The 12,275-nt window shown below is 40.8% G+C and carries 11 protein-coding genes; 7 read left to right on the top strand and 4 right to left on the bottom strand.

The features are described 5' to 3' along the window. The first annotated feature begins 12 nt into the window (after nt 1-12). From GNIT_RS09400 to GNIT_RS09385, 4 genes are all read left to right on the top strand, one after another. Nucleotides 13-2,124 carry a hypothetical protein gene (locus GNIT_RS09400; protein WP_014108958.1) on the top strand — a complete coding sequence of 704 codons (2,112 nt, stop codon included), beginning with the start codon at nt 13-15 and terminating at the stop codon, nt 2,122-2,124. A 99-nt stretch (nt 2,125-2,223) separates the two neighbouring features. Then, a complete protein-coding gene (locus GNIT_RS09395; RefSeq protein WP_014108957.1) occupies nt 2,224-3,024 on the top strand; it encodes an ankyrin repeat domain-containing protein in 801 nt (266 codons plus the stop codon). Between the two features lie 193 nt (nt 3,025-3,217). After that, nucleotides 3,218-3,982, top strand: coding sequence for a hypothetical protein (locus GNIT_RS09390; protein WP_014108956.1), 765 nt, complete (start codon nt 3,218-3,220; stop codon nt 3,980-3,982). Nucleotides 3,983-4,011: 29 nt separating this feature from the next. Further along, the gene (locus GNIT_RS09385; RefSeq protein WP_014108955.1) at nt 4,012-4,797 is read left to right on the top strand and encodes a hypothetical protein; all 786 of its coding nucleotides are present in this window, start codon (nt 4,012-4,014) and stop codon (nt 4,795-4,797) included. 325 nt (nt 4,798-5,122) lie between these two features. On the opposite strand, the gene GNIT_RS09380 is transcribed toward GNIT_RS09385, so the two are convergent. Together GNIT_RS09380 and GNIT_RS09375 are read right to left on the bottom strand one after the other, a co-directional pair. After that, entirely contained in the window at nt 5,123-5,941 is an 819-nt protein-coding gene (locus GNIT_RS09380) for a zinc ribbon-containing protein (protein ID WP_238526880.1), read from the bottom strand. A gap of 301 nt (nt 5,942-6,242) precedes the next feature. Next, on the bottom strand, nt 6,243-7,793 hold the full coding sequence (locus GNIT_RS09375; RefSeq protein ID WP_014108952.1) for a S10 family peptidase: 1,551 nt from the start codon (nt 7,791-7,793) through the stop codon (nt 6,243-6,245). A gap of 376 nt (nt 7,794-8,169) precedes the next feature. Between GNIT_RS09375 and GNIT_RS09370 the strand changes: the two genes are divergently transcribed. Further along, nucleotides 8,170-8,751 (top strand): beta-class carbonic anhydrase, encoded by a 582-nt coding sequence (locus GNIT_RS09370; protein ID WP_014108951.1) that lies wholly within the window; start codon nt 8,170-8,172, stop codon nt 8,749-8,751. Between the two features lie 206 nt (nt 8,752-8,957). Beyond that, nucleotides 8,958-9,902 (top strand): DMT family transporter, encoded by a 945-nt coding sequence (locus GNIT_RS09365; RefSeq protein ID WP_014108950.1) that lies wholly within the window; start codon nt 8,958-8,960, stop codon nt 9,900-9,902. Here the strand turns inward: GNIT_RS09365 and GNIT_RS09360 are convergent. Both GNIT_RS09360 and GNIT_RS09355 read right to left on the bottom strand, forming a co-directional pair. Then, on the bottom strand, nt 9,894-10,490 hold the full coding sequence (locus tag GNIT_RS09360; RefSeq protein ID WP_041246376.1) for a hypothetical protein: 597 nt from the start codon (nt 10,488-10,490) through the stop codon (nt 9,894-9,896). The two genes, GNIT_RS09365 and GNIT_RS09360, sit on opposite strands and share 9 nt — an antisense overlap. A gap of 23 nt (nt 10,491-10,513) precedes the next feature. Continuing rightward, nucleotides 10,514-11,542 (bottom strand): tetratricopeptide repeat-containing response regulator, encoded by a 1,029-nt coding sequence (locus GNIT_RS09355; protein WP_041246375.1) that lies wholly within the window; start codon nt 11,540-11,542, stop codon nt 10,514-10,516. A gap of 144 nt (nt 11,543-11,686) precedes the next feature. On the opposite strand from GNIT_RS09355, the gene GNIT_RS09350 reads away from it, so the two are divergent. Beyond that, on the top strand, nt 11,687-12,190 hold the full coding sequence (locus tag GNIT_RS09350; RefSeq protein WP_014108949.1) for a hypothetical protein: 504 nt from the start codon (nt 11,687-11,689) through the stop codon (nt 12,188-12,190). Nucleotides 12,191-12,275 lie beyond the last annotated feature (85 nt).

Genomic DNA, 12,275 nt, shown 5'->3' with positions numbered 1-12,275 from the left:
AGGTGAAACACTATGTTAACAAAAAATATGAAAAAATCGCCTATCGCCATAGCGATAATTGCCGCAGCATTAAGCGGGACAGCATTTGCAGCGCATGAATCAGTGCACGTATTTTCGGTAAATGATGTTTTGGGAGGATTCACAGGAACAACTTATGGTACTTCTGGAAGTGATAATGACCCCTCCATTATTTGCGGTATTGGGGACGTCCCCTGTACTGACGTTACTGATTTTTTGGATAAGTCTGGCGTTAGACTTTATCCAGTAGACAGTGAATTTGGCTATTACGTCGTTGACTTTCTTGGTGCTGAAGGAAAAATCAGAGATTTTGATTATGCTGAAGGTTTCGTTGGTAACGAACCTAGCGGCGGCATTAGAGTATCAAATGCTCCAACGCTTAAATATAAAGTTAAAGCCCCTCTAGGTACGTGGTGTCAGGGACTTGGCGGCACCTCAGTAAAGTGCGAGACCGAGCACTACACTGCCATGGAACATGTATTGAGCTGTCATGAAACCATTCCCTATCAGTTTGCAGATCCTGTCACTGGCGAACAAAAAATATTAAGCACCGAAAGTGGCAATCTTGTTTACGATTGTGCTGATGCTCCACTAGATGATAACGCATTAATTTTAGTGGATGGTGAGTTAGGTCCGCGCTTAGAGAGTTCAGTTCCTTGCGATGAGGTTGGCGTTCCGGATGGATGCCAAATGTTTCCCAATGACAAAACGGACATGTTAAATAACATTGCATTGAGCACCGACTATTCGGTTCAACTGAAAGATGATGGTAAACCACTATATGGTTGGGGCGGATTACATAAGCGGCCTAACGACGTGCGAATGTATGCCCGTTTGGCATTGCCGGATGAGTGGAAAGACCCAGATATAGAGCCTTTTGTTGTAACCAAAGCCTATTTGGAAGTAGATCATCTGATCACCAACAACCCTAATGATCAAATACGCCCTGAAGATCTTGAAAATGAGGCTGCTACAGGCCGTAAGCCGTCTTATTTTATAGAAAATTATGATCCTGAGAACTTAGATCCTGAATCTGAAGTGTGGAAATCTACGGTATCTTGTTATGAAGGCGACGGTGACTTTATTGAAGGCGAGGCTCCAGCAACTCCAATTGGCGCTGGCACTGTTCTGCGTAATATGCCTTTCGCACTAAAGAAAAACGCAACACCGGGTACTTTGGCAGAAGATGACCCATATGCATTTTCAGCAGATCTCTACAATGCTTTCACTAACGCATATTACACCACAATTAATCGAGACCCTTTTGAGTGGTCCTATGTTAGCACAGAAGGGAAAGCTAATGGTGTATATGACTTTATTGGGAGTGCTTTTCCAAAAAGCGAAGAAGAGCTAACTGCCGATGGTCTAGAATTAGTGTCGGGTCCTCGTTGGCGGTTAAAGCCAAACAAATTTGGTCAAGACTTGCCTGGGCTAGAGGTACCAAAAATCGAGTGTAGTGCGCCACCGTTCAAGAGTGACAATATTAAGTATGAAGTGGGCGAACGAGTAACTACAGTTATTAACCTGCTGGATTGGGATGATAGCAAAGGTCCTTCTCCGCTAGCCACTAGCGCTGGCTGGGTTGATGTATATCAAAATGATTTTGTTACAGTTGCCGGAACTATCAACGGCGTGCCATATACAACTAATGGGTTACCGATGACCAGTGACTTTGATGTAGCTTTCTACATAAAAGGTGATGCTAAATCGACCGCAATCTATAGCGCGAAGTTGATTTTAGAATATGAAGGTCAAGGTGATACGCCTCCACCTAGCGATATTGACATGGCATTAGTTAGTCTTGCGGTTCCATCGAGAGCGACTATTAATTCTGAGCAGATAGTTGCAGTTGAGATTGTTAATAATGGGCCAGCTGATGGTGCTGAAGGTACTGTCTTAGTTGAAGGAGTATCCTCCAGAGGTCAGACAGTGCAGTTTAGCGATGTATTCAATAATGTCTCAAATGGTGACAGTGTGAACTTCGTATTCAATTGGACTGCACCTGCTGCACCAGCAACATTTACTTGGACGGCCACAGTGGTTAGCGATGGTGATACCGACAATAGTAATGATACTGCAACGGCAATAACGAGGGTACGCCGTTAATTGTCACAACATCAGGACGCGGGCTTCGAAGGTGATATAAGTTCACAATCGATGCCCGTATTTTAGTGATATTAGTCTGATCATATCAGGAGTGTAAGATTGATTAGCAAAACACAATTTATTCTGATTTTGCTGTTTGCAGTCATATACCTTTCTACATGGAACGCAGCCGCAAATTCCGCAAAGAGAATAGTCGACCATAGTGAAGCGAGAGAGGAGCGGACTCGCGATCTCACATTACTGCGTTTGGTGACAATAAATAAGGTAACTCAAGTTCAAAATTTACTCAAACAAGGCGCCTCTGCTAATGCTGCAACGCCGGATAAAAACCGAAGAAGCGCACTGATTTTAGCGACGGCAGCTGGAAATATCGATATTGTTAAGGCACTTATAGATAGTGGTGCTGATATTGAGTACCGAGATAGTGCGGGACTGACGGCATTAAGTTGGTCCGTCATGCGCAAAAGAAATAGACTTACTGAATATTTCTTGTCTGAGCACGCGAATACCAACACGCTGGATAATAGAAGCATAACGCCTCTTATGTACGCCGTCGGAACAGGAAACATTAAGATGGTAGAAATGCTGATAGAGAGTAAGGCTCAGCTTAACGCTAAGTCATCGCATACTAGGATGACGCCGTTGTTAATTGCAGTGGAGAATAATAATGCCGAAATGACCCGAAAGTTACTTGATTTGAATGCTAACGTTGATGGTGCTAACGATCATGGATATACGCCCCTGATGGCTGCGGCTGAGGCAGGGTATCTAGAAATTTTAAAAATCCTCATTCGTTATGGTGCGGATGTGAAAATACAAAACTTAAAAGGAATGACCGCGCTAAATTTAGCCGAAAAGAACAACCACAGCTCGATTATCAATTTCCTACAAAAACAATAAAGACGTATACCATTCATTGTCTCATTCATCTTTAGTTTTGGCGTTTGCAGAGTTCTCCAAATTTTAAATAAAGAAATCATATTTGATATACGTCAAATTCAAATTTCTTCTAAGTGTGAAGCTACGCAAAGGGAGTAGGTCAGCGCCTATTCTTTTTCGTACGACATGTTTTTATTTAAATTTGGAGAAATCTATGACACGTATCAAGTTACCTGTTTTTGCAATTGTTGGGATGATGGGCATTGCATCCCTAACACCGTTTACGTCTGAAGCTCAGCAAGAGCAAAACCGCGATAAGGATAAGGAAAAAAGAGTTGATAGAGAGTATCAATCTGACCGTAATTTAGATAGAGCTCAGGATCGCGATCGTGATAAGGATCGCGAACAAGATCGAGATGCTGATAGAGATCGAGATAGAGACAGAGAGCATTTCAACGATGGTATGGGTGGGGTCATTTTCGGCGCCCAACAAATGACTGAGCAAGAGAGAGCGTCTTATCGTCAAAGAATCAAAACAGCTGCATCCGAACAGCAACGTATGCAAATACGTGCTGAGCATCAAAAACAGATAGAGGCTCAAATGCTAAATAGCCCGTTACTTAGTGATGAAGCTGGCGGTTTTATCTATGGTGGTTATCAAATGACAGAGCAAGAACGTCAAAGATACCGTCAAATGCTAAAATCGGCTGGGTCAGAACAAGAGCGTAAGCAAATACGTGCGGAACATCAAAAACAGATACATATGCAAGCTCAAAATAAGGCCCTATTTGATGATGAAGCGGGTGGTTTTATCTATGGTGGAGATCAAATCACAGAGCAAGAAAGACAGGCATATCGTCAGATGATCAAGTCTGCTACATCAGAGCAACAGCGAAATAAAATACGGATGGAACACCAGGAAAAAATGCAAAAAAGACTCTCTGAAAAAATGCAGCAAGACCTATCTGAAGATTCTTAATGAAAAAGAGATTAAGGGAGTTTGAGTTTATGAAAACGAGACACGATACCTTGCGTTATGCAATGACACTGCTGTTAACCATTACCGGAACTGAATGTGTTGCTCAATCCAATGATTTTGTCGTAGCAATAGGTGCTGAACATTCTAGCGGTGATTATGGCGGCGATCGCACTATTGAGGACCTCTATGTTCCGATTACGTTTGGTTATCAAGGGGAATCGCTGGGCGTTGGTTTAACTGTTCCTTACCTTTCGGTGCGGGCACCAAGCGGCACCACTCTCACAGGTAACGATGGTGAAATTATTGTTGGTGAGGGTGAGTATCGCACTGAAAAAGGTCTTGGCGATATCATTGCCAGGATCACTTTTTTTGATGTATATCAGAATGATAGATTAGGTATTGCGGTTGATTTTGGGGCGAAAGTAAAGCTAGGAACCGCAGATGAAGAAAAAGGTCTTGGTTCCGGTAAAACAGACTACTCAGTGCAGAGCAATATTTATAAATATTACGATAGCTACTATTTGACGGGAACACTGGGTTATAAAATTAGAGGGGAGCCCGAGGGACTGAATGTCGATAACGTCTGGTTTGGGTCAATTGGCGCTGTGTTTCGATACTCTATCCAAACCAAGCTGGGTATCGCATTTGATTACAGACAATCTTCGTTTGAGGACACTGAAGATATTCGCGAAGTTAGTCTTTTTGTTTCACACAGAGGAAAGGGATCGTGGGGGCTATCTGCATATACATTCGTTGGGTTCAGTGATAGTAGTCCTGATCTTGGAGCAGGGTTGTCTTATAAGCACTATTATTAGCGACGGCCGCCTCGTTTCGGACTAATAGTAAGCTTACTATTAGTCCAGTCTATGCTTCTTAAAACGGTAACGTTTCGTTTTTAATGCTAATTTTCTTAAATAACTGCGCAAAAAATTGTGCGCAGTTTTATTTTTTTCAAAAAAATATTTAAATTCTGTCGTATTGTTGGCGTGAGTGAGGTTTGTTATTGGATCCAGAAAGGCGAATGTGCCAAATCAAACTGCAGCGAGCACTAATTGTTACTATTAGTACGAGCTTTCTATACAGTTAAACTAGACGATATAGCTGTTGATAGACACATTCTGTTCCAGTATTGCTATATCATTAATCTGCTTTTTGCAGCTCTTTATGAAGTGCACTGATCATCGCCATTACTTTAAAGTGATGAGTCTTTAAAGCATAGTGTGACTCTGACTGTTCAGCATGTACTTGACGTTCTTTTAGATGTTTAGTTGCTTGTTTTTCATCTTTTACTTTAGAAACCTCGCTACTAAAATCTTGTTCAACGTTCTTCATGCTTTCTTCGTGTTTTTCAGTTTTTTTACTATGAGCTTGAATAGCTTTGGCATGTTTAGTTAACAAAGTTGATTGTTGCTTAAGTATTGCTTCAATCTCTTCTAACTTTTTTAGCGCTTGAGCGTTTTCTTTTGTCCAGTATGCCACCTCATCTTGCCATATGGCATTGTCGGAATGCCATTCATTGTGTTCCTGATGGGCAGCGAGATGACTTTCTGTCACGGCGGTTTGTGCTCGGTTTTGCAGTGCTCTAGAGAATTCAATTAAATCAACCGTGTTTGACTTGGCAATTGTCTGTAGCTTGTCCCAAATTGAATTATTAACATAAGCCAAGTCAAATTTTATTCGTTCCTTATAAGCTTCACCAACCCCCTCTGCAGTTTCACTTAACAAGCGTAAATTGTTCTTTAATTCTTTACTTGCTTGTTGGATTTTTTCTTTGCTTATGTCCTTAGCATTAATCAATTTCTCTTCTGCTGCGTGAAAGGCCTGTTGCAAGGTTTTACCTTCTTTAATCACAAAGTCTTCAACGTTATCAACCATCGCTTGATAACTTGCCTGTAAATCTGATTTGTTTTTTTTGCTTTTCATAACGCGACCCTTATTAACATTTAAATTGATATACAAACGCAATTATCGATATTTTTGTTAGACAATATCCGATAATACTTATCTAGCGTTCATTGAAAAAATGCTGATGATTGTGATGCTGAGTACTCTAAAGCAGTGGGTGTTGTATAACGTTGACCTATATCAAATATTAGTAATTAGCTTTTTGGTAAGTGAATTGAATCGACGATTTTTGTGTTAAATTCTGAAATTTATGTGTTCAGGACTGAAGGGAAATGCAAAGAGCAATGGTCTGCACGCATTGCTCTTTGCTGATATTCTAATCTGGTGAAAAGAATAAATGAGTTTATCGTTCGTTCTATTTTTCTAACTTATACTCAGCAGGCTGACCTTTCGAATCAGACTTAAGAATAAACGCTCTTATATCGTTATTAGCATTCTCTAAATCGGCGCGTCGTAAATACATCATATGACCGCTTCGATAGCCTTTGAACTCAATTCTGTTGCTCATTTGAGTACTGGGATCCAAATGCCACATATTATATTTAGCATCAAAGTAGTTGGTCGCACCATCAAAGTAGCCCGATTGAATCAACACATTTAAATACGGGTTTTGAGCCATCGCTTGGCGTAACTGTCTACCCGAGTTGTTATCACTTCTATCCCAAGGGCGGACTGGGCCAAACATATTGTATTTCATGTCGGTAACGAATTTTAATTCTTCACGCAAGTAATAGTTAATTGCAGGAGTGAATGAATGCAACCAAGAAGTGAGTTCAGCATTGTAATCGGGGCGGTCTCCCGAACGTTTCTCGTCGATACCCAAGTAGCGTGAATCGAGGCGGCCAATAGTACGGTTTTGCTCACGAAGTAGCTCTTTCCAAAAGAAACTTGCGCTAGGCGCTAGATTATTATCAAGAACCGCTTGCTTAGAAATGCCAGAATAATAAGCAACACGTTCAGCCATTTTCTCGCGTGCATCACCACTTAACATCGCTCCTTTTGCGAGTGCCGGTAAGTAGTTATCAAGCGCAAATGCTTCAACTTCTGGTAGCATGTCTAGCAGATCTTTTTCTTGTAGCTCTTGCGGAAGAACACCGTGATACCATGCTGCTGCAGCAAAGTAAGGGAGTTGATTAGCTTGTTTAACCGGTCCATCACGATCAAGACCAATGTCGGTGGGAGACACTAAAATAACGCCGTTTAAATACATCCACTGACTGTTTTGTAATTCGAGAGCAAGACCCGAAACCCGGGTAGTTCCATAGCTTTCGCCAATTAAGTATTTAGGTGACTGCCAACGATTTTTGCGAGAGGTGAAGGTGTTCATCCACTCTGCTAAGTATTTTATGTCGGCATTGACGCCAAAAAAGCTTTCTTTTTGCTTGTCGCGAGAGGGCATTTCGCCATCTTCATTAGGCAATACGCGAGAATATCCGGTGTTAACTGGATTGATGAAGACAATGTCAGCAACGTCCAAAATAGAGTAGGGGTTGTCCTGCACGCCGTAGGGTTGAATGGGATAACCTTCATCACTTAAATTAAGCACCTTTGGGCCTGTGTAAGCAATATGCATCCATACTGATGCTGATCCCGGACCACCGTTGAATGAATAAACAATGGGTCTTGCTTCACGCTTATCTACATCTTGACGTTCGTAATAGGTGTAAAACAACGACGCAATTGGCGAACCTTCTTCATCCCATACTGGTTGCGTGCCTACGGTGGCGGTGTAGGACACCTTCTTACCATTGATTTTTGCGCTATGTTTGGTAACAACTTCAGTGTCGACCGGCAGAATTCTGCTATTCGATTTTGGCGCATCCTGTTGTTGAGCAATGGCCGGAGGTAAAACCAACAAGTAGCTAAGTAAAGATAAAGATGTAATCAAAGCGAGTGTCTTTCGCATAACGTGTCTCTCTAATTGGATAAAGTGTTAGAAGGTTAACAAATAGTGAGTTTAAAAAGCAAAGTCTTATTCAAGCGGATGTGATTTATAAGAATGTAGTTGGCAATTAGGATTCATCGGTATTAATAGTTGGTTGTAGAGTAACGTTGTCAGGTGTTGAATATCAATTGATTATATCTTAAGTCAAAACAGATGATAAAAAACCGCATTTCATCATGCGCTATTTTTTTTCCAAGTTAGAATGTAATAAATAGTCGTGGATTTTGTTTGTTAGGTACGTCCAATCTTATACTTCGACTAACTAATGTTCTGAGTAAATAATTCAAAGCGTTCAAAGCACAACATACATTATTAGTGTTTCTAAAGGAGAATCTATATGAGTAAAATAGTCAAAGAAGTGGTATCGGCAAATGCGGCCTACGTAGCTGATTTTGGAGAAAAAGGCGACTTGCCAATGCCACCAGCAAGGCAGTTTGCCATACTGACATGTATGGACGCACGCTTAGATCCTGCCAAATACGCAGGTCTTGCAGAGGGCGATGCCCACGTTATCCGCAATGCTGGTGGAAGAGCTAGTGATGATGCGATTCGCTCGTTAGTCATTTCTTACAAACTGCTCGGTACCAAAGAGTGGTTTGTCATTCATCATACTGATTGTGGCATGGAAACATTTACCACGGAAATAATGGGTGATTTACTAGAGGGTAGCTTAAAAACATCAAGCGTAGATGCTTCCGGTTGGACTGATAGCAATTCTGGTGGTGGCACGACCGACGGCAAGTACATCAATTGGTTAACAATAAGCGACCAAGAAAAAAGTGTTTTAGAAGATGTTCAGCGAATTAGAAACAATTCAATGGTTCCAAGTGAAATTCCAATTTATGGATATATTTACGACTGTAAAACAGGAAGTCTTAACGAAGTTCTTGTAGCTACAGAGGCTGGTAAAGTCGTCTAAGATCTGTTGCCAAATTATAAGATACAAAGCTCAAGTAAAGTATCAACGATACTCTACTTGAGCGCTTGAACCCCACACTACGTAGAGCATAAAAAAGGCGGTATTGAACTATATTAATCATTGCCGTTTAATTGTGTTTAGATTACTTTACGCTCCTGTTATCACTGCGCATTCCTGCGAACCACATATTAACGAGTCAATAGTCAGTGTTTATTAAAAGCTCTCGTTCTACACAAGGTTTTTTACTTGCTTTGCTTACCGCTTTTCTGTGGGGTATTTTACCTGTCTTTTTAAAAATACTGTTGCAGCAAATGGATGCATATACGATCACGGCTTATCGCTTTGCAGTCGCAGCTATAATTCTTTTTGCTCTGTTGTTTTTTTCCAAGTCCTTACCAAAGTCACGACAAGCAAGTAACAAAATTGTCGTCGTTGTAATAGTCACTGCAATATTGTTAGTGATGAACTATGTGACTAATGTGTTTGCGCTGATTTATATAAGTCCAGGTACTGTTCAGATTGTGATGCAAATTGCACCGTTTGCGCTAATGGTGGGAAGTGTCTTGTTGTATTCTGAGCAATTTAATCGACAGCAAGGATTAGGAGTGCTTATTCTATTTGCCGGATTGGTATTGTTTTTTAGTGAGCGCATTCCGGCCATTATTGAGTCGGCCGATGAAAATATAATAGGCGTGTTTATTACTGTTTTTTCAGCGTTAGCTTGGGCAAGTTACGCACTAGCGCAAAAGAAACTGTTGCTTAGCTTTACCGTAAAACAATTGACTCTTTTGATTTATGGTATCGGTTTTACAGTTCTCATTCCGTTTAGTGATTTTGGCGCATTGTTTCAATTAAACAGTGTTCAACTTTGGTCATTATTGTTTTGTTGTGCGAATACGTTGATAGCCTATGGTGCTTTTACAAAGGCTATTCAAATATGGGACGGGTCAAAAGTGAGTGCAGTAATATCACTAGCCCCCATATTCACCTATATTAGTAACAGAATTGCAGTATCAATTGCTCCTGACATATTCATAGATTCAAACTTGAACATGTATGCCTATATTGGAGCGGGCTTGGTAATATTGGGAGCTATGACTGCTTCCATAGGAAGAAGACAAAAGGCTGTAGCAACCGATGAATTACTTTGACATCAGTCTCTCTACGTCAAGTTTCATGCTTTCAAATTTTTGCTGATGTACTTTCCGCAAAGGCATATTCGTAATGTAGCGATAATGCTCCCTGCATTCCTGCTGTAGCGATACGTCAGGTTTATGAGTCATTTCAAGCAGTTTTACGATGCTTTGTAGCAGATTAAGGGTTACTCCAATATTCATTGGTGAGATAAGTTTTGCTTCAGAAAACGACGCGTACGAGTCTCTGTACTTACCTTCTTTAAATTTTAAAATACCGTCTTTATTGTGACCGATATATTCTTCTTGTTTAGCGCTTACTTTTTCAAACGCACGTGACATTGAATTTTGGATGTTACTATCGAGCTCCACGTCTTGCTCTTTTATTGCTTTACGAACTTTTATAGCATCTTCAAAGTCACCTAAATCCAACATGCTCTTCAAACTTTCGGCTGCTAGACTCACCGGAAACTGACTAAACTGCTGTTCTATTTTTATTTGCGCCTCTTCTAGTGCCTTTTTTGATTCGCTTCGATGGTTTTCAAGAAATGCAATGCGAGACTCAACAAGCGTTTCAAAAATATCAAAATCAAAACCGTTTTGCACAATTGATGAGTTAGCGTCTAATTTTATTTTTTTATCGCGTATATTGCGTCTTGCTTTAGCCTATTTCCGTCTTTCTTATTGTCGGCATGTTCTGCGGCGTCAAGTATGCTGCGAATATAGCTGCACATATGATTTACGTTGCGATGGACTGAGCGCTGAGACAACTCAAAAATTGCCTGTGAGGAGTGCATAGCGGTTTCATAGTCGTCGTTGACTCTAGCGATTTTACAAACGTTGTAATGACGTTCTATGGATAGAGGGGAAAGGCTGAGTGCATCCTTTATGGATTTGAGGGCTTGGTCGGGCATGCCGTTTTGAAGGTAAGCTTCGGCTAGAATATCGTATGAATCAACGTCATTTCTTGATGCATCGATTGCTTGCTTTGCTAAATCTATCGCTTCAATATAATTTTCTTTCAGCAATTGGGTGCGTGCCATAGCGCTTAACGCCCATTGGACTGAACGTTCATCAAGTTGCTTTTGTAGTACATTTTCTGCTTTATCATATTGCTTAGTTAGCCAATATAATTGCACTAGTATTTGTATACAATTTGCGGTGTACCTAGTGCCAACATCGAGAAAGTGCTTACACGTTTCAATACTCAGTTCGTATTTTTTATGCTCAATAAGACTGTACAAAGAGGCGAGCGTTATGCGTCTGTTCTTCGCTCTTGTAATTCGGGAATTCAATTGCGCCTGTGAAAAGGGCTTGATTAGATAGTCATCTGGCTGTTTTTCAAGGGAGCCTAAGACCATAGAGCGCGCACTATCGCCACTTATCATGATAAAAACTGCAGAAGGGCTGATAAGGTGAAGTTTTCTGATTTCTTCTAAGAATTCAAAGCCATTCTTTCTGTCGTTACCTAAATGAAGGTCGCACACAATAATGTCGTACGACACTTTTTTACAAGCTTTTAATGCTAACTCTGCACTTAACTCTGTATCAATTTTTTTCGCCCCGAGGCTCATTAGCAAACCTTTAAGGAGCATCAGAAATGGGCGTCTGTCTTCGACAACCAAACATCGTTTGTCGGCGTAATCGAGTTTATCCATGCAAAAACGAGTGACCTAATTGTGCAGTTAACGTCATGTCAACCGGCTTTTGTTGTATCTTTTTTATCGTTTCCATGACTAAAAACTTGAGTAAAATGACTTAAGTGACGATAACAAATTACCACTTAATAAACTACTTGTGCAATGGATAAAGTCAGCATACCGCATATTGAGCAGCAGCTTCGGCTCAACCGCAGTGTAAAAGCGCTAAATACAGATAAAAGCTTGTTTTATCTGTATTTATCTATGCTGGAGAAGGACCTAAGCCATACTCCTCGATTCGCAGATGCACAATCAACGAATGAGATTGTATATGCTGATATAGAATCACATTATTACAAACATCCAGCACTGCAGTTCACAAAGCAAGATTTCAAGCTGCAAGCGTCATTTTCTGCGGCTGTGGATTCTCAAGCCAATAGTACCCTGCAACTGCTCAACGCTTTTTTCCCGCAAGGTTTATCTGAACACAACAATCATTTGAGGTTGGATGAGGAAGTGGTTAATGGACTGGACTACTATGCTAAGCAACGCATAAATGCGGTGATGTCTGCAGATGTCGATAGTCAGTCAGAACAAAAACCCATTCAAGTTGATGAGACACTGTTATTCGATCTTATTCCCCAAGCGTCTGAATTTGCGCGTTAAGCTATTGAGCTAGATCAAGCTCATTTAAGTTTGCATAGAAAAAACACCATTTTTCTGCTATCTTGCGCGCGCAATTTTGCTCTGG

Origin of the sequence: Glaciecola nitratireducens FR1064 (assembly GCF_000226565.1) — a bacterium.
GTDB lineage: Bacteria > Pseudomonadota > Gammaproteobacteria > Enterobacterales > Alteromonadaceae > Glaciecola > Glaciecola nitratireducens.
This window is presented reverse-complemented; position numbering and strand designations above follow the sequence as displayed.

Coding starts and splice junctions, on each gene's coding strand:
- GNIT_RS09400 (WP_014108958.1), top strand. CDS start 13: ATGTTAACAAAAAATATGAAAAAATCGCCTATCGCCATAGCGATAATT.
- GNIT_RS09390 (WP_014108956.1), top strand. CDS start 3,218: ATGACACGTATCAAGTTACCTGTTTTTGCAATTGTTGGGATGATGGGC.
- GNIT_RS09385 (WP_014108955.1), top strand. CDS start 4,012: ATGAAAACGAGACACGATACCTTGCGTTATGCAATGACACTGCTGTTA.
- GNIT_RS09375 (WP_014108952.1), bottom strand. CDS start 7,793: ATGCGAAAGACACTCGCTTTGATTACATCTTTATCTTTACTTAGCTAC.
- GNIT_RS09370 (WP_014108951.1), top strand. CDS start 8,170: ATGAGTAAAATAGTCAAAGAAGTGGTATCGGCAAATGCGGCCTACGTA.
- GNIT_RS09355 (WP_041246375.1), bottom strand. CDS start 11,542: ATGGATAAACTCGATTACGCCGACAAACGATGTTTGGTTGTCGAAGAC.
- GNIT_RS09350 (WP_014108949.1), top strand. CDS start 11,687: ATGGATAAAGTCAGCATACCGCATATTGAGCAGCAGCTTCGGCTCAAC.